The sequence below is a fragment of the Microbacterium sp. NPDC079356 genome (genome assembly GCF_049545465.1).
GTDB classification, from domain to species: domain Bacteria; phylum Actinomycetota; class Actinomycetes; order Actinomycetales; family Microbacteriaceae; genus Microbacterium; species Microbacterium gawkjiense.
The window spans coordinates 321024-337168 of record NZ_JBMWDN010000002.1 but is presented as its reverse complement, the minus strand read 5'-3'; the positions used below and the strand labels follow the sequence as shown (position 1 = coordinate 337168).

General features: G+C 72.1%; 15 protein-coding genes. 5 read left to right on the top strand and 10 right to left on the bottom strand.

Annotated elements, in window-relative coordinates; translation table 11 throughout:
- Positions 1 to 3: 3 nt before the first annotated feature.
- Positions 4 to 585 (bottom strand): DUF1992 domain-containing protein, encoded by a 582-nt coding sequence (locus ACPEH0_RS06435; RefSeq protein WP_217529379.1) that lies wholly within the window; start codon positions 583 to 585, stop codon positions 4 to 6.
- A 93-nt stretch (positions 586 to 678) separates the two neighbouring features.
- Between ACPEH0_RS06435 and ACPEH0_RS06430 the strand changes: the two genes are divergently transcribed.
- Genes ACPEH0_RS06430 through ACPEH0_RS06420 form a run of 3 tightly spaced genes read left to right on the top strand, consistent with a single transcriptional unit; the run spans position 679 to position 4864 of the window.
- On the top strand, positions 679 to 1296 hold the full coding sequence (locus ACPEH0_RS06430) for a PadR family transcriptional regulator (protein WP_253035664.1): 618 nt from the start codon (positions 679 to 681) through the stop codon (positions 1294 to 1296).
- On the top strand, positions 1293 to 2012 hold the full coding sequence (locus tag ACPEH0_RS06425; RefSeq protein ID WP_311285274.1) for an ABC transporter ATP-binding protein: 720 nt from the start codon (positions 1293 to 1295) through the stop codon (positions 2010 to 2012). Before ACPEH0_RS06430 ends, ACPEH0_RS06425 begins: the two co-directional genes overlap by 4 nt.
- The gene (locus tag ACPEH0_RS06420; protein ID WP_366213746.1) at positions 2009 to 4864 is read left to right on the top strand and encodes an FtsX-like permease family protein; all 2856 of its coding nucleotides are present in this window, start codon (positions 2009 to 2011) and stop codon (positions 4862 to 4864) included. The genes ACPEH0_RS06425 and ACPEH0_RS06420 overlap by 4 nt, the downstream gene beginning before the upstream one ends.
- A gap of 15 nt (positions 4865 to 4879) precedes the next feature.
- Here ACPEH0_RS06420 and ACPEH0_RS06415 read toward each other — a convergent pair whose 3' ends face one another.
- The 4 genes from ACPEH0_RS06415 to ACPEH0_RS06400 are packed head-to-tail and all read right to left on the bottom strand — an operon-like array spanning position 4880 to position 10423.
- Positions 4880 to 6262: an aspartate aminotransferase family protein gene (locus tag ACPEH0_RS06415; protein ID WP_366213747.1), complete on the bottom strand. Its 1383-nt coding sequence runs from the start codon at positions 6260 to 6262 to the stop codon at positions 4880 to 4882.
- A gap of 59 nt (positions 6263 to 6321) precedes the next feature.
- A complete protein-coding gene (locus ACPEH0_RS06410; protein WP_366213748.1) occupies positions 6322 to 7683 on the bottom strand; it encodes a pyridoxal phosphate-dependent decarboxylase family protein in 1362 nt (453 codons plus the stop codon).
- Entirely contained in the window at positions 7680 to 9392 is a 1713-nt protein-coding gene (locus tag ACPEH0_RS06405; protein ID WP_366213749.1) for an amidase, read from the bottom strand. The genes ACPEH0_RS06410 and ACPEH0_RS06405 overlap by 4 nt, the downstream gene beginning before the upstream one ends.
- On the bottom strand, positions 9389 to 10423 hold the full coding sequence (locus ACPEH0_RS06400; RefSeq protein WP_366213750.1) for an agmatine deiminase family protein: 1035 nt from the start codon (positions 10421 to 10423) through the stop codon (positions 9389 to 9391). The genes ACPEH0_RS06405 and ACPEH0_RS06400 overlap by 4 nt, the downstream gene beginning before the upstream one ends.
- 66 nt (positions 10424 to 10489) lie before the next feature.
- Between ACPEH0_RS06400 and ACPEH0_RS06395 the strand changes: the two genes are divergently transcribed.
- Positions 10490 to 11113, top strand: coding sequence for a TetR/AcrR family transcriptional regulator (locus ACPEH0_RS06395; RefSeq protein WP_366213751.1), 624 nt, complete (start codon positions 10490 to 10492; stop codon positions 11111 to 11113).
- 153 nt (positions 11114 to 11266) lie between these two features.
- Here the strand turns inward: ACPEH0_RS06395 and ACPEH0_RS06390 are convergent, their stop codons facing one another.
- The 4 genes from ACPEH0_RS06390 to ACPEH0_RS06375 form a co-directional block, all read right to left on the bottom strand.
- Entirely contained in the window at positions 11267 to 11902 is a 636-nt protein-coding gene (locus tag ACPEH0_RS06390) for a hypothetical protein (protein WP_366213752.1), read from the bottom strand.
- A 1-nt stretch (position 11903) separates the two neighbouring features.
- Complete coding sequence (locus tag ACPEH0_RS06385) at positions 11904 to 12605, bottom strand: hypothetical protein (RefSeq protein WP_359920117.1); 702 nt, start codon at positions 12603 to 12605, stop codon at positions 11904 to 11906.
- Positions 12606 to 12809: 204 nt separating this feature from the next.
- Positions 12810 to 13268 (bottom strand): hypothetical protein, encoded by a 459-nt coding sequence (locus tag ACPEH0_RS06380; RefSeq protein ID WP_366213753.1) that lies wholly within the window; start codon positions 13266 to 13268, stop codon positions 12810 to 12812.
- Positions 13269 to 13349: 81 nt separating this feature from the next.
- On the bottom strand, positions 13350 to 13808 hold the full coding sequence (locus tag ACPEH0_RS06375; protein ID WP_366213754.1) for a hypothetical protein: 459 nt from the start codon (positions 13806 to 13808) through the stop codon (positions 13350 to 13352).
- A 233-nt stretch (positions 13809 to 14041) separates the two neighbouring features.
- Between ACPEH0_RS06375 and ACPEH0_RS06370 the strand changes: the two genes are divergently transcribed.
- A complete protein-coding gene (locus ACPEH0_RS06370; RefSeq protein WP_366213755.1) occupies positions 14042 to 14884 on the top strand; it encodes a sulfurtransferase in 843 nt (280 codons plus the stop codon).
- Positions 14885 to 14887: 3 nt separating this feature from the next.
- On the opposite strand, the gene ACPEH0_RS06365 is transcribed toward ACPEH0_RS06370, so the two are convergent.
- Entirely contained in the window at positions 14888 to 16132 is a 1245-nt protein-coding gene (locus ACPEH0_RS06365; protein WP_366213756.1) for an FAD-dependent oxidoreductase, read from the bottom strand.
- Positions 16133 to 16145: the final 13 nt, after the last annotated feature.

Genomic DNA, 16145 nt, shown 5'->3' with positions numbered 1-16145 from the left:
GCGTCAGCGGGTCCGCCACCACCGGCGACGGTGCGGTTTCTCGGGCTCGGCCGGGGGAGCGGATGCCGCGGCCCGCGCCGCGCGCCGGGCGCGCCACGCGGCGACCTCCGCGTCGGGGTCCCGAGTCGGGGTGACGACGGGCGGTCCGCCGAGCAGTTGACGGCGCGCCTCGACCACGCGGCGGGAGAAGTCCGCGGTGTACTCACGGACGTCCTCCTCGCGGTGGAAGGCGTCGACGCGCTGCTCGAACTCGGCGTGCTCGATGCGCAGCCGCAGGGCGGGCGGTCCGAGCCCGGACAGCTGCTCCGTCTGGATCTTGCGCTTGATCCACCAGTCCGGGTCGTGCGACCCGCCGAGCCCGTCGAGGGGCTTGCCCGCGCCGGGCAGGTCGTCGAAGTCGCCGCGGCGTATCGCCTGCTGGATGGCGGTCTCGACGTACATCGCGCGTTCGGTGCCGGTCGGTGTGCCCGCGTGGCGCTCGGGTTCGGTGGGCCGCTCGTCGCCGTGCTCTCGCGCGGCCTGCTCCACGCGGTATCGCGCGGCCCTCACTCGGGGGTCATCGTCCGCGCCGCGGTCCTCGGCCATTCCTCCAGCGTACGGCGCGGCGTTCTTGCGGCGGCGTTGCCGAGTATGCATATACTCAGAAAACACATACCCGGTATGCAGTGAGGAGTCCCGATGTCGGTACGTTCGAGCCTGTTGGCGATCCTGGATCAGGGTCCCTGCTACGGCTACCAGCTGCGGGCGGAGTTCGACCGCCGCACCGGATCGACCTGGCCCCTCAACGTGGGCCAGATCTACAACACCCTCGACCGCCTCGAGCGCGACGGCCTGGTCGAGAAGGGTGACGTCGACGAGCAGGGTCACGTCTACTGGCAGATCACGGACGCCGGATCCGCCGAGGTCCGCGCGTGGCTCGACGCTCCCGTGGAGCGCTCGCAGGGCACCCGCGACGAGCTGGCGATCAAGCTCGCCGTCGCCGCCACCCTGCCGGGGGTCGACCTGGCCGCCGTGATCCAGCGGCAGCGCTCCGCGTCGCTGCGGCAGCTGCAGGAACTGAACCGCGCCAAGTATGCGGGCGCGAACCCCGACGGCCCCGAGGAACTCGCGTGGTCGCTCGTGGTCGATTCGATGATCTTCTCCGCCGAGGCCGAGGTGCGATGGCTCGACCACACCGAGCAGCGGCTCGCGCGGCATCCTCATCACACGATGGGTTTGGAGCTGTCCACCGAGACACCCAAGCGGGGGAGGCCTGCCAGATCCGAGGCGGGCAACGCCGAGGCGGTCGTGCGGTGAGCGCCGCCGTCCTGCAGCTGGTGGGGGTCACACAGCAGTACGGCGAGGGCGAGACGAGCGTCTCGGCACTGTCGGGCGTCGACCTGACGGTCGACAAGGGCGAGCTCGTCGCGATCATGGGAGCGTCCGGTTCGGGCAAATCCACGCTCCTGTCGATCGCGGGCGGGCTGCAGAAGCCCACCAGCGGCGAGGTCGTCGTCGAGGGGACCTACCTCTCGACGGCGACGCGTCGCGATCTGGCGCAGCTGCGGCGGCGCTCGCTGGGATTCGTGTTCCAGGACTTCAATCTCATCCCGACCCTCACGGCCGTCGAGAACGTGACGCTGCCGCTCGAGCTCGACGGCTTCCGAGCCCGGGTGGCGCGCCGTGCGGGTCGGGATGCGCTCGCCTCGGTCGGTCTCGAGGACAAGGTGGACGCCTACCCCGACGACCTGTCGGGTGGTCAGCAGCAGCGCGTCGCGATCGCCCGCGCGGTGGTCGGCGGCCGCCGGCTGATCCTCGCCGACGAGCCGACCGGCGCGCTCGACTCGGTCACGGGCGAGGCGGTCATGAAGATGATCCGCCACCGCGTCGACCAGGGGGCCGCCGGCATCCTCGTCACCCACGAGCCGCGCCATGCGGCGTGGGCGGACCGCATCGTGTTCCTGCGCGACGGCCGCATCGTCGACGAGTCGCAGCGTCGCGGCGCCGACGCGCTCCTGTCGGACGCGCGATGACCGCCGTGCAGGACCGGCCCCGAGCGGATGCCGGTACCCGCCGTCGCGTCGAGCGCCCGAAGCCCTCGCGCACAGCCCGCCTGCGCGTCTCGGCGCGCATCGCACGTCGTCAGGTGCGCCGCACGTGGGTGTCGTCGCTGTTGATCTTGTCGCTCATCGCCCTGCCGATCGCCGGGATGGCGGGGGTCGCGGTGATGGTCTCGAGCACGTTCGCCACACCCGCCGAGCGGGTCGCCGTGGAGCTCGGGAAGATGTCGGCGTGGGTCGAGCCGCTGTGGCCGGCGGAGTCCGGCTTCTGGCAGACGCCGGACGACCCGTACGAGTACGGGAACGCCTCGCAGTGGGGTGGTTCCGACGGGTCGAGTACGGCGGACCTTCCCTCGGATCCGACGTCTGCGCTCGCACCCGGGACCGAGATCGTGCCGCTCTCGTTCGGAGAGGAACGCATCGAGACGGTCGCTGGCAACGCCCGCGCGCGCGCCGTGGCGGGGAACGTGTCAGACGAACGGTTCGCGGGGGCGTACGCGCTCGTCGCGGGGCGCGCGCCGTCGAACGGCGGCGAGGTCCTGGTGACGCCTGCCGTGCTCGAACGGGCGGGGCTGACGATCGGCGGCACACTGTCCCTCGTCGACGGCGAGGCATTCACCGTCACGGGGACCTTCGACGATGCCACCGCCGCGGACGCCGACCTCGTCGTCGCCTTTTTCGACGCAGACAGGTACAGCCCGATCCGCTCCTTCCTGCCGGATGCCGCCATCGATGCGGATCGGCTCAGCGCGCTCAACGCGGCGGGGTTCGGGGTGTATGCGCGAGAGCTGGTGCTCGATCCGCCCCCCTTCGATCGGCCGTTCGACGACTTCTCCATCCCTACCTCCGCGGAGCGGGATCTGCAGCGCGAGCTCGCCCTCGCGGCGGGGATCGGCGGCGGTGGTCTGGCGGCGGGCTACATGGTCGTCATGCTCGCCGGTGCGGCCTTCGCGGTCAGCGCCCGCCGCCAGCAGCGCGCTCTTGCGATCGCCGCGAGCGTGGGCGCCGAGCCTCGCGATCTGCGTCGCATCGTCCTCTTCCAGGGAGCCGTGCTGGGCCTCGTTGCCGGCGTCCTGGGCCTCGCTGTCGGTGTCGGTGGGGCCGCGATCCTCATGCGCCTCCTCGACAACGGATCCGCGACGTCGTTCTGGGGATTCCACGTGCCCTGGCTGCTGCTCCTCGGTGTGCTGGCCTTCGCCGTCCTCGTCGGTTCGGCCTCGGCGTGGCTGCCGGCTCGGGCCGTCGGCAAGTCCGACACCATCTCCGCGCTGCGCGGGGCGCGGCGACCGATGACGGTCACCGCCGCAAGGCCGCTGTGGGGGTCCCTCCTCATCATCATCGGAGTGGCGGTGACGATCCTCTCCGGGATCGCCGCGGGCGCGGTCGCCATCAGCGACACGAATCCGTGGGACTCGCCACTGCGGTGGCTCCCCACCGCGGGGATCGTCGGCGGCCCGATCCTGGCTCAAGTCGGCATCCTCGTGTCGGGACGGTGGCTGCTCTGGCTCGCGTCGCGTCTGCTCTCCCGCATCAGCCTCGCCGCGCGGCTCGCGTCGCGGGATGCCGTCGCCAACGGTGCACGTACCGTCCCCGCGTTCGCGGCCATCGGCGCGACCGTGTTCGTCGGTGTCTTCGCTGTCGGGATGGGGATGATGACGGCCGAGCAGTCCGCCCGCAACTACGGCTACAGCGCGCCGGTGGGGACCGTCGTCGCCGACATCTCGACGATGAGTGATCCCTTCTTGACCGGTGAGCAGGTGCAGGAAGCGGTGGAGGCGACCGATCGCCTCTTCGCATCCTCGGGGGCGACGGCCATCGGCGTCGTGGGCGGCGAGCAACCGCTGTACTTCGCCGAAACGGTGGCCGACATCCCGACTGATGTGCAGCACGTGATGCTCATCGCACCACCCCGGTCACTCGTCTCTACGGATGTCGCAGGTTCGCAGGGCTTCACCTACCGCGGAAGCGCGACCGACAACCTCTCCGTCGTGGCGGCGGACGACCTCGAGGTGACGACGGGGATCACGCTCACCGAGGACCAGCGCGCCGCGTACGCGGCGGGGGCCGTCATCGTCGTCGACCACCGCTACGTCATGGACGGTCAGGTCGAGGTGGGCGCGTGGAGTGCCCGCGATGCCTACGAGGGCAGGATGCCCAGCAACGTCTGGTCGGGCGACGATGTCGCCGACCCGAAGTGGGAGCGCACCGCGCCCGCGATCGAGGTGACTGCACCCCACCAGAACATCGTCGCCGCAGTCGCACCCGCGACGGCTGCGGAATGGGGGATGACCGTGGTTCCCCGACAGGTGCTCGCGGTCTTTCCCGAGGGATCCGACATGAACTCCCAGGACCGGCTGAACGCGTTGTCGGGCAGTCTCGACACGGACGAGTATCAGGTCGGGATCTGGCGGGAGACCGGCCCGACCAGCGCCGCGGTCTGGCTCGTCCCCCTCCTTGCCGCGGTGGCCGTCCTCGTCCTCGGTGCGAGCGCGGTCGCCCTCGGGCTGGCGCGGTTCGAGCGGCGCCCCGACGATGCGACGCTCGCCGCGGTCGGGGGGACGCCGGGGCTCCGCCGTCGAATCGGGCTGTGGCAGGGGCTCGTGATCGCCGGGTTCGGGACCTTCGCCGGCGCGACCGCCGGCATCCTGCCCCCGGTCGGGTTCTGGCTGCAGTCGCAGACCGGATTCGAGCCGATGAACCTCGCCGACATCCCGTGGTGGCTGCTCGGGGCGCTGGCGCTCGCCCTGCCGCTCGGCATCGCGCTCGTCAACTGGCTCGTGCCGCCGCGCGAGCCCGAGCTCACACGGCGCAACGTCATCGCGTGAGCCCCGCTCGCCGATTCAGAGCCAAGCGGATGCCTCGGTCAGCACGCTGCGAAGGATCCCCTCGATCTCGTCGAACTCCGTCGGCCCCATCGTGAGCGGCGGGGCGAGTTGGATGACGGGGTCTCCGCGGTCGTCGGCGCGGCAGTAGAGCCCCGCCTCGAAGAGGGCCTTCGAGAGGAATCCGCGCAGCAGCCGCTCGGACTCGGCGTCGTCGAAGGTCTCCTTGGTCGCCTTGTCCTTCACGAGCTCGATGCCGAAGAAATAGCCGTCGCCGCGGACGTCGCCGACGATCGGCAGGTCGAGCAGGCGCTCGAGCGACGCGCGGAACGCGGGGGAGTTCTCCCGCACGTTCTGCAGCAGCCCCTCCTCTTCGAAGATGTCGAGGTTCTCGAGCGCGACCGCCGTCGACACCGGGTGCCCGCCGAAGGTGTAGCCGTGCGGGAACGAGGTCGTCCCGTGCGCGAACGGCTCGTGGATCCGGTCGCTGATGATCGTGCCGCCGAGCGGCGAGTACCCGCTGGTGACCGCCTTCGCGAAGGTGATCATGTCGGGCTGGTAGCCGTAGCGGTCGGCGCCGAACCACTCGCCGAGGCGGCCGAACGCGCAGATGACCTCGTCCGAGACGAGCAGCACATCGTGCCGGTCGCAGATCTCGCGGACGCGCGCGAAGTAGCCGGGCGGCGGCGGGAAGCATCCACCCGAGTTCTGCACCGGTTCGAGGAAGACCGCCGCGACAGTGTCGGCTCCCTCGAACAGGATCGCCTCCTCGATGCGGTCGGCCGCCCAGGTCCCGTACTCCTCGGGGGTCGTGCCGGTGAAGCCCTGCTCAGCCGCGCGGTACCAGTTCGTGTTCGGCACGCGGAAGCCGCCCGGTGTCACCGGCTCGAACATCGACTTCATGCCCGGCAGACCCGTGATCGCGAGAGCGCCCTGCGGGGTGCCGTGGTAGGCGACGAAACGCGAGATCACCTTATGCTTCGTGGGCTTGCCCTGCAGCCGCCAGTACTGCTTGGCCAGCTTGAACGCCGTCTCGACCGCTTCGCCGCCGCCGGTAGAGAAGAAGACGCGGTTGAGGTCGCCGGGAGCGAGGTGCGCGAGTCGGTCCGCGAGCTCGATCGCGGACGGATGAGCGTACGACCAGATCGGGAAGAACGCGAGCTCCTCGGCCTGCCGGGCGGCCGCCTGCGCGAGGCGGGTGCGGCCGTGGCCGGCGGCGACGACGAACAGCCCCGAGAGCCCGTCGATGTACTTCTTGCCGCTCGCATCCCAGATGTGGTGGCCGTCGCCCTTCACGATGATGGGGACGCCCGATCCCTCGGTCATCGACGATTGCCGCGCGAAGTGCAGCCACAGATGGTCGCGGGCCATCGCCTGCAGGTCGGTCTCGGATGGTGCCATGGGTTCCTCCGGTGCGTCGATGTGGGTGGTGGGCGGATGCCGGGTGTCAGCGCATCGTGTCAGCGCATGGTGTCCAGGATCCCGACGAGGTCCTCGAACGTCGTGCGGGGGTTGAGGATCGCGAAGCGGGCGTTCGTGCGGCCGGCGTGGCTGGAGGGCGTGACGAAGGCGTGCTGGTCGTCGAGCAGGCGGTTCGACCAGGCCGTGTAGTCTTCCTTGCTCCAGCCGCGGCGCTCGAAGACGACGACGCTCAACTGCGGACGGCGCACGAGTTCGAGCTCCTCGCGGGACTCGATCTCGGCGGCGATGCGCTCGGCGAGCGAGATGGAGCACGTGATCGCCTCGCGGTAGACCTCGGCGCCGTAGGTGGCGAGCGAGAACCACAGCGGCAGTCCGCGGGCCCGTCGCGTGAGGTGCGCGGCGAAGTCCGACGGGCTCCAGTCGCTCGTCTCGGTGAGGGTGTCGAGGTACTCCGCGTGCTGCGTGTGCGCGCGGCGGCCGAGCTCGGGGTCGCGGTACAGCAGCGCACACGCGTCGAACGGGGCGAACAGCCACTTGTGCGGGTCGACGATGAGCGAGTCGGCGTGCTCGATGCCGGCGAAGTAGTGCCGGGCCTCGGGTGAGAGTGCAGCCGCGAGGCCGTAGGCGCCGTCGACGTGCAGCCACACCCCGAACTCGCGGGTCACCTCGGCGACCGAGGCGACGTCGTCGACGATCCCGAAGTTCGTCGAGCCCGCGGTCGCCGCGACGGCGAAGACGCTGTCGCCGTGCTCCTCGAGGGCGGCTCGCACCGCGTCGCCGTGGAGCACACCCCCGGCATCCGGAGCCACGGGCACGACCTCGACGTCCATCACGCGGGCCGCCGACGCGATCGACGAGTGCGCCTCGGCCGAGCAGACGACGCGCCAACGGTCGGGACGGATGCCGCGGTCCCGCGCGGTCTCGCGTGCGGCCACGAGCGCCGACAGGTTGCCGAGGGTGCCGCCCTGCACGAACACGCCGCCGGCCGTCGCGGGCAGTCCGAACTCGCCGGCGAGCCACCGGAGCACCTCGTTCTCGGCGTGGACGGCGCCCGCGCCCTCGAGCCAGGAGCCGCCGTAGAGCGCGCTCGCCGAGACGACGAGGTCGAACGCGGCAGCCGCCTTCGACGGCGCGCTCGGGATGAACGACAGGTACCGCGGGTCGTCGGTCGTGATGCACGCGGGAGCGAGCACGTGCTCGAAGACGCCGAGCGCCTTGCGCGCCCCGATGCCCTGCTCGGTGATCGTCACGCCGGCCAGGCGGGCGAGCTCGGCGGGCGGCAACGGCTTGTCGAGCGGGTTGTCGTCCGTCAGCAGCCGCTGCCGCGAGTAGTCGAGGACGAGGTCGACGATCTGACGGGTCTCGTCGGTCACGTCGTGCATACGGGCGGGCTGGGTCATCGGTTCTCCGAGGTCGTGCGGGGGAGCGCGGGTGTGCGCGGCGGTCGGGTCCGGCGGGTGCCCAGACGTTCGAAGGCTACGCCCAGGCGCAGCAGCGCGGTGTCGTCGTAGGCGCGGCCCGCGATTGTGAGGCCCACCGGCATCCCGATGTCGCTCATCGTGCCCAGCGGCACGGTCACGGTCGGGATGCCGAGATGCCGGATGGCGAGGTTGCCGTTGGCGATCCAGACGCCGTTGCGCCAGCCGAGGTCGGCCGAGGCCGGGTTCACGTCCATGTCGGCGGGACCCACGTCGGCGACGGCGGGGAAGACGACGGCGTCGAGGCCGGCGGCATCCATCCACTCCTCCAGGTCGGTGCGGCGGACGCGTTCGAGGGCACGGAGGCCGTCGGCCAGTTCGGGCATGTCGTCGAGGCCCGCGCCCGGGTGGGCGCGCACCCAGTCGGGGTACTCGGCGATGTCGTCGTCGAACCCGGTGTAGCGGTCGGGGAGCGCACCCGGCGGGTGGGGGAAGATCGCGGCGCCGTCGACGTCGGCGAGCGTCGAGAGCGCGGGGTCGCCGTTGGCGTCGAGGAAGTCGTCCCACGCCCACGCCGACAGGTCGACGATCTCGCGCTGCAGGTAGCCCTCGGGGACGCGGTCGCGGATGGTCGAGGCTCCCGCGCGGTCGCCCTCGTACTCGCTCACGACGGGGAAGTCGACCTCGACGACGGTCGCGCCCGCGGCCTCGAGGTCGGCGCGGGCCGCGCGCCACAGCGCGAGAATCGACGGGCGGGTCTCGATCCGCTGACCCGTCGGACCGCCGATGCCGGTGCCGGTGCCGGCATCCGGGTCCTCGCCGATGTACATCCGCGGGATGCCGAACCGCACCCCCGCGAGCGACGCACCCTCCGCGAGTGCCAGGTACGACGCGGGCCGCACCTCCGACGCCGCGGGGAGCTCGACCCACGGCTGCACCCGCCAGAAGTCGCCGCGGGTCTCGGTGTCGTCGGCGACGATGACGTCGAGCACCTCGAGCAGGTCGGCCATGGTGCGGGTGTGCGGCACGACGACGTCCATCGTCGGGACGAGCGGCCAGTTGCCGCGCACCGAGATGACACCGCGCGAGGGCGTGTAGGCGCAGAGCGCGTTGTTCGACGCGGGCCCGCGGCCCGACGACCACGTCTCCTCGCCGAGGCCGAACGCGGCGAAGCTCGCGGCGGTCGCCGTGCCGGACCCGTTCGACGAGCCGGAGGCGAACGGGGCGGTCAGCCACTCGGCGTTGTACGGACTCTCGGCGCGGCCGTACACGCCGCGCTGCATGCCGCCGTTCGCCATCGGCGGCATGTTCGTGAGACCGAGGCAGATCGCGCCGCCCGCGCGCAGGCGCTCGATCGTGAACGCGTCGCGCTGGGCGACGAGCTCCGCGAACGCGGGGGAGCCGGCCGCGGCGGTCAGCCCACGCACGAGGTAGCTGTCCTTCGCCGTGTAGGGGATGCCGTCGAGGGGGCCGAGGGTCTCACCGCGGGCGCGACGCGCATCGGATGCCGCGGCCTCGGCTCGCGCGTCGGGATTGCGGACCACGACGGCGTTCAGCGCCGTCTCGGTGTCGGGCCCGTCGTACGCGTCGATGCGCGCGAGGTAGGCGTCGACGAGCTCGACCGCCGTGGCTTCTCCGGACTCGAGGGCGGCGCGCAGGTCGGCGATCGGCGCCTCGACGACGTCGATCATGCCGTCACCGCCGGCTGCTGCTGGGTGATGCAGTGGATGCCGCCGCCTCGGGCGAACAGGCCGCGGGCGTCGACCGTGACGACCTCGCGGCCCGGGTACGCCTCGGCCAGGGTCGCGCGGGCCTGCGCGTCGGCCTTCTCCTCGCCGAAGCCGCACGCGATCACGCCGCCGTTGACGACGAGATGGTTGACGTAGCTCCAGTCGACCGGCCCGTGGGCGTCGGTCAGGGTCTCGGGGGCGGGGAGCGACACGATCTCGAAGCGGCGACCGGCGGCATCCGTCTGGCCCTCGAGCTCGGTGCGCAGCTGCGCGGTGACGGCGTGGTCGGGGTGCGCCGGGTCGCGCTGATCGTGCAGCAGGATGCGGCCGGGCGAGGGGATCGTCGCCACGATGTCGACGTGCCCGTTCGTGCCGAACTCGTCGTAGTCGCGGGTCAGGCCGCGGCTCAGCCAGACCGCCTTCGCGGCACCGAGCGTGCGGGCCATCTCGGCCTCGACGCGGGCGCGGTCGGCGAACGGGTTGCGCCGCGGGTCGAGCTGCACGGTCTCGGTGAGCAGCACGGTTCCTTCGCCGTCGACGTGGATGCCGCCGCCCTCGTTCACGAGGACGGACGAGACGAGCTCGGCCCCTACCTCGGCGGCGATGAGGCGCGCGTGCGCCGCGGAATCCTGCCACTGCGCCCAGTCGGGCGCGCCCCAGCCGTTGAAGATCCAGTCGACCGCGCCGAGGACGCCGGGGCGCTCGTCGTCGACGACGAAGGTGGGGCCGTGGTCCCGCATCCAGTACTCGTCGACGGGGGCCTCGAGGAGCGTCACCTCGCCGGGGAGCATGCGGCGTGCGCGCGCCGTCTCGGTCGGATCGACGACCATCGTGACCGGCTCGAACCGCGCGACGGCGGCCGCGACGGCGATCCAGGTGGCGTACCCCTCTTCGCGTTCGGCGTCGGTGTCGCCGAGGGTGAGACCCTCTCGGGGGAACGCCATCCACGTGCGCTCGTGCGGGGCGGTCTCGCTCGGCATCCGCCAGGCCATGGCGTCTCCCTCGGGTGTCGGGTAGCTTATTGATCGTTTGATCAACAAGGGGAGGGTATCGAGTCCATGACGCAGGCGTCAACCGTCCGCCGGCGGCGTAAGACCCCCGCCGAACGCCGCGACGAGATCGCGGCCGCGGCGCGCGGGATCGCGCTCGCCGACGGTCTCGACGCCGTCACGCTGCGTGCCGTCGCCGCGCGCGTCGGCGTGGCCCCCGGACTCGTCGCGCACCACGCCGACGGCATGGACGCGCTCGTCGCCGAGGCGTTCGGCGCCGTCGTCGCGGACGAGCTGCGCGCCGTCGTGGCCGCGATGAGGGTGACGGATGCCGCGACGGCGCGGCTCGGCATCCTGCTCGACACCGTCCTCGGCGACGAGCCGAGCGCCGTCACGCTCGTCTGGGTCCAGGGCTGGGCGCTCGGCGCGCGCAACGAGGCGCTCGCTGCACGCGTGCGCGCCGAGATGGACGCGTGGCAGCGGGCGCTCGCCGCCGAGATCGTGCGCGGAACCGGGCGGGGCGAGTTCGCGGAGGTCGATGCGGATGCCGTCGCCTGGCACCTGCTCGCGATGATCGACGGCCTCGGAGCCCATGGCCTCGTCCGCTGGCGCGACGATCCCTCGCGCGCCGACCTCACCCGCCGCGCGCTCGCCGCGCTGCTCGGCGTCGCGCCCGGCGCGCTGCACGGCTGACTCGCCGCCGAGACGTCGAGACGTCGAGACGTCGAGACGTCGCAGATGGTCGCCCCGCCGCACCCGCCGCGACCATCTGCGACGCCTCGAGCCGACGGGAAGGGCGGTCATCCACCGTGAACGGATGCCGGTGGCGTCGGCTCGAGGTCGGCGTCAGCTGTCGGGGCGCGAGATGTCGAGGGTGACGAAGTTCGTGCCGGGGACGGGGCGGACCTCGAACGTCGCGCCGTCGAGCGTGCCGGGTGGGAGGTCGAAGCGCTGCTCGAGGGCGCCCCGGCTCAGGCGGCGCAGCTCGGCCGCCTCGCCGGCGGGGGCGAGGAACTCCATGTCCCCACTGCTGGTCTGCCCGTAGGCATCCGGGTTGTCCTGCCCGATGGCGTCCTCGTACAGCTCCTCGACGATCTGACCGGGGATCTTCTTCGGCGTGCCGAGCACCTCCTTGCCCACCTCGCCGGGGGTCTCGCGCACCGCCTTGCCGATCGAGGTCCCGAGGTCGTTCGCGACGTTGTAGTCGGGCGCGGCGTGGCGTCCGGTGTGGCCGAGCTGTTGACGGCCGCGGGTGACGTCGGTGAGCAGGTCGTACTTCTTGGCGTGGCTGGCCACTGGGGCGTCGCGACGGTGCTTGCCCGCGTCGGCGGCGTTTCGTCGATCCGTGCCGCGGATGCGGGCGGCGTCGGCGCGGTGCTTGCCGCCGCGCTTGCGGAACGCGCTGCCGAACCCCTTCTTGAACTCGCGGCCGGCGCCGTCGACGGCGTCGACGATCTCGCGCATGAGGCTCTTCATCGTCATGTCAGTCTCCCGAGATCTGCAGGTTGGCAAGGTCCGCGAGCAGCCGATCGGTGCGGTCCTCGATGTCGAGGGCCTGCGCATCCATCTCGTCGGCGGCCGCCTCGAGCGCCTCGATGTCGGCCTCGAACTCGTCCACGTCTCCGACGGCGCCCTCCACGACGGGCGCGTCCATGAGAGCCATGACGATCACCGGGACCTGCTCGACGAGCGGCTCGACGGCGAGGGGCAGCACCTCGTTGATGACCTGCTCGATCGTCGCCTCCATCGCCATGGCGAGCAGCTTCTTGCGCGCGAGCAGCAGCACCGCCGCGCCGCCGGCGCCGAAGGGACCCGCGGCGAGCAGGGGGACGAGCTGCATGAGCGTCAGGGTCACCTCGGCGATGACCTTGATCTTCATCGCGAGGACGATGCCGCCCGCGATGTCGATGCCCGTCGCGGCGGGGCCGAGCACGTCGAGCAGCTTCTGCATGTTGTCGGAACGGTTGCGGTTCCATCCCTCGACCTGCGCCGTGCCCGCGTTGCCCTGCAGCGCCGTGGCCAGGTCGCCGTTCACGCGGCTGTCGACGGCCTGGATGATCGACTCCATGTCGTCGCGGTAGCCGCGCACGAGGTCAGCCGCCTTGTGGACCTCGTCCTCGTCGATGTCGGGCCATTCCAGCCCCATCTTGTCCATGATCCAGATCAGCTCATTCGGCAACATCATCCCCACGGGTACCACCTCCGCCGTCGACAGTAGCGAGCGGTCACCCCGACGGCGATGGGGAGAAGGCCCCATTCCGCCGCGCTCGCGAGGCGTCGCAGATGGTCGCCTCCCCGCCCGTCGCGCGACCATCTGCGACGTCTCGACCCGACGGGAACGGTGGTCATCGGGTGGCGATGGATGCCGGTGGCGTCGGCTCGGCGTCGGTCAGATCTCGCGCAGGGTGTGGTGGGAGGGCACGTGGTTGTCGCGATAGTAGGCGACGAAGAGGTCGGCGGCCTCGTCGAGGGTGAAGACCTCGTGCGGGTGCACTTTCCTGCTGTGTCGCCCCTCGTCCCAGCGGATCGTCTCAGTCGGCTCCGACTCGTCGCCGCCGGTCGGCTTGCCGACGGTGTACTGGTGGACGGTGCCTGCCTCGTCGACCGCGCGGACCTCGACGGTCACACCCGCGGCATCCCCGGCGCACTGGATGTACTCGTCCGAGTGGGGCAGGCTCGCGCGCAGGTTGGCCCCGTCGGGCGCACGCCACAGACTGAGCGCCCAGAAGGAGGTGCCGTCCATCTGCGTCAGGGTGAACCGGATCTGGTCCTCGAAGGAACGGACAGCGTCGATCAGAGGGAACCTGCTCGAGCCGTTCTCCTGCAGGATGTGCGTCGGCGTGGTCACGGGTCCTTCTTTCGTCTCGACCCGACAGGAACGGCGGTCATCGGGTGGCGATGGATGCCGGTGGCGTCGGCTCGGCGACGATCAGATCTCGCGCAGGGTGTGGTCGGAGGGCACGTGGTTGTCGCGATAGTAGGCGACGAAGAGCTCGGCCGCCTCGTCGAGGGTGAAGACCTCGTGCGGGTGCACCTTCGCGCTGTGTCGCCCCTCGTCCCAGCGGATCGTCTCGGTCGGCTCCGACTCGTCGCCGCCGGTCGGCTTGCCAACGGTGTACTGGTGGGCCGTGCCCGCCTCGTCGACCACGCGGACCTCGACGGTCACCCCCTCGGCATCCCCGGCGCACTGGATGTACCCCTCGGAGAACGGAATCTCCGCCAACAGGTCGGCCCCGTCCGGTGCACGCCAGAGGCTGTACGCCCACAGCTTCGCGCCGTCCATCCGCCGGACGGAGAACCGAATCTGGTCCTCGTACGGACGGGCCACGTCCACCAGGGGAGAGCGCGCGAACCCGTTGAGCTGCACGATGTGCGTCGGCGTCGTCACGGAACCTCCTGCAGGAGCACTCGCACGATCCTAATCTCGGAGCCATGCAACTTCGCGATCGCGGGGGTGTCCGGACCGACCGTAGACCTGCGCGCGAGGTGCGAGAGGGGAAGGGGGAGAACTCCCCATTCGCTTCGCGACCCGACGGAAGCGGCGGTCACCCGCGCCGGATGGATGCCGTTCGCGTCGGCTCGCCGACGGGGTGGCGGCGCGGGCGGTCGTAGGGTCGAGCCATGACTCGCGCGCGACTGATCGACCCCCACGAGCTCGAGCGGATGATGCGGGATGCCGCGCCGCTGACGGTCCTCGACGTCCGGTGGCGGCTCGACCGGCCCGACGGCCGGGCCGACTACGAGGCGGGTCACATCCCCGGCGCGGTGTACGTGAGTCTCGACGACGAGCTCGCCGCCCATGGCGCGCCGGAGGACGGCCGGCATCCGCTCCCCGACATCGCCGACCTGCAGACCGCCGCCCGGCGCTGGGGCGTCGACACGGGCGACACCGTCGTGGTCTACGACGACTGGCAGACGTTCGGCGCCGCGCGCGCCTGGTGGGTGCTGACGGATGCCGGTGTGCCCGACGTCCGGGTGCTCGACGGCGGCCTCGGGGCGTGGCGCGACGCCGGGCTCCCGCTCGAGTCGGGCCCCGTGCACGCGGCTCGCGGCGACGTCGCGCTGACGCCGGGGCACCTGCCGCGCCTGGACATCGACGAGGCGGCGGCACTGCCGGCGTCCGGGATCCTCTTCGACGTGCGTGCGCCCGAGCGCTACCGCGGCGACGTCGAGCCGATGGACCCGCGGGCGGGGCACATCCCCGGCGCGGTCAACGCGCCGACGGGCGGCAACGTCGACGAGCGCGGGCGCTTCCTCTCGCCCGAGCACCTGCGCGAGCGCTACGCGGCGCTCGGCGTCACGGACGACACGACCGTCGGCGTCAGCTGCGGCTCGGGGGTGTCGGCCGCGCAGGCCGCGTTCGCGCTGAGCCTCGCCGGCATCGACGCGGCGCTCTACGGCGGATCGTGGAGCCAGTGGGCGAACCACCCCGACCGCCCGGTCGCGACCGGCGACCGCCCGTAACGCTCAGCCGAGGACGGCCCGGGCCGCGCGCTCAGCCGAGACGAGCGCGCCCGCGATCGACGGCGTCTCGCGGTGATCGCCGGCGACGATGACCCGCTCGGACAGCCGCACCGGCGACGCGTGCCGCAGCGGCGGAGGCAGAGCCGGCAGCGCGTGGGGGATGTCGTCGCGACGCAGCAGCTCCCAGCTCCGCGCCTCGCCGCCCCACATCCGCTCCATGTGGGCGCGCACGGCACGCTCGTCGGCACCGCTGCCCAGCAGGCAGCTCGCCGCCACGAGGTGCCGGCCGGCCGGCGCGTAGGCGGGGGCCGTCCGTGACATCACGACGCTGTTGACGATCGGGCCAGAGCGCTCGCCGTCCACCGCGAGCAGAGCGGATGCCGGTGCCTCCGGCCCCGTGCCGAACCACCACGTCTGCAGTCCGCGCATCGGCGGTGCGGGAAGGTCTACGAGCTTCGCCACCGCCTCGCCTCCCACGGCGACGACGACCTCGCGTGCCGCGATCGTCTCCGCGCCGGTGACCGTCACCTCGACGCGGTCGCCCCTCGCGTCCACGCCGGTGACGGCATGCGAGAGGCGGACCTGCGCGCCGGCCTCCCGAGCGAGTTCGGCGAGACGCCGGGGGAGCGCCGCGATACCCGCTGCGGGCACGCCCGGACGCCCGAGCGCGAACAGGCGTGCGAGCAGCGTCGCGTACGCCGCTGAGGTGGCGCGACCGTCGTCGGCGAGCACGCCCGACAGGAACGGCTCGAGGACCGATCGTCGCAACCGCCCGGTCAGCCCGACGCGGTCCCAGGCCTCGTGCAGCGTCTCGTCGGGGCCGTCCGCGATCGACGTGGGATCGACGAGGGCGGGCACCAGCCACCGCGCCGCGGCCACGAGATCCCGCGCCGGGACGAGTCCCGACAGCGCACCCGCGACGGTGGCCGGCAGGAGCTCGGGATGCCGCAGCGGATGCGCGAGGACGTCCGACCGTCCGCCGCGCACGACACGCACCCCGACGGGGAACGGGCGCAGGTCGAGGCTCGCGGGGTCGAGCGCGCGGGCGAGCGCGTCGTAGCGGGGGTTCACGACCTGGAACCCCCGGTCGAGCAGGAACCCGTCGACGCGGTCGGTGCGCTGCCGACCGCCGACGTCGTCGGCCGCGTCGAGGACGACGACGTCGCGTCCGGCGCGGGCGAGCAGCGTCGCGCAGCGGAGCCCGGCGAGGCCCGCGCCGATGACGGCGACATCGTGGAGTGCGGCCATGGCGACAGCCTCG

Excerpts from the sequence above, each read along its gene's own strand:
- ACPEH0_RS06385 (WP_359920117.1), bottom strand. The coding sequence starts at position 12,605 with ATGATGTTGCCGAATGAGCTGATCTGGATCATGGACAAGATGGGGCTG.
- ACPEH0_RS06370 (WP_366213755.1), top strand. The coding sequence starts at position 14,042 with ATGACTCGCGCGCGACTGATCGACCCCCACGAGCTCGAGCGGATGATG.
- ACPEH0_RS06365 (WP_366213756.1), bottom strand. The coding sequence starts at position 16,132 with ATGGCCGCACTCCACGATGTCGCCGTCATCGGCGCGGGCCTCGCCGGG.
- ACPEH0_RS06420 (WP_366213746.1), top strand. The coding sequence starts at position 2,009 with ATGACCGCCGTGCAGGACCGGCCCCGAGCGGATGCCGGTACCCGCCGT.
- ACPEH0_RS06395 (WP_366213751.1), top strand. The coding sequence starts at position 10,490 with ATGACGCAGGCGTCAACCGTCCGCCGGCGGCGTAAGACCCCCGCCGAA.
- ACPEH0_RS06435 (WP_217529379.1), bottom strand. The coding sequence starts at position 585 with ATGGCCGAGGACCGCGGCGCGGACGATGACCCCCGAGTGAGGGCCGCG.
- ACPEH0_RS06390 (WP_366213752.1), bottom strand. The coding sequence starts at position 11,902 with ATGACGATGAAGAGCCTCATGCGCGAGATCGTCGACGCCGTCGACGGC.
- ACPEH0_RS06400 (WP_366213750.1), bottom strand. The coding sequence starts at position 10,423 with ATGGCCTGGCGGATGCCGAGCGAGACCGCCCCGCACGAGCGCACGTGG.
- ACPEH0_RS06415 (WP_366213747.1), bottom strand. The coding sequence starts at position 6,262 with ATGGCACCATCCGAGACCGACCTGCAGGCGATGGCCCGCGACCATCTG.
- ACPEH0_RS06410 (WP_366213748.1), bottom strand. The coding sequence starts at position 7,683 with ATGACCCAGCCCGCCCGTATGCACGACGTGACCGACGAGACCCGTCAG.
- ACPEH0_RS06405 (WP_366213749.1), bottom strand. The coding sequence starts at position 9,392 with ATGATCGACGTCGTCGAGGCGCCGATCGCCGACCTGCGCGCCGCCCTC.
- ACPEH0_RS06430 (WP_253035664.1), top strand. The coding sequence starts at position 679 with ATGTCGGTACGTTCGAGCCTGTTGGCGATCCTGGATCAGGGTCCCTGC.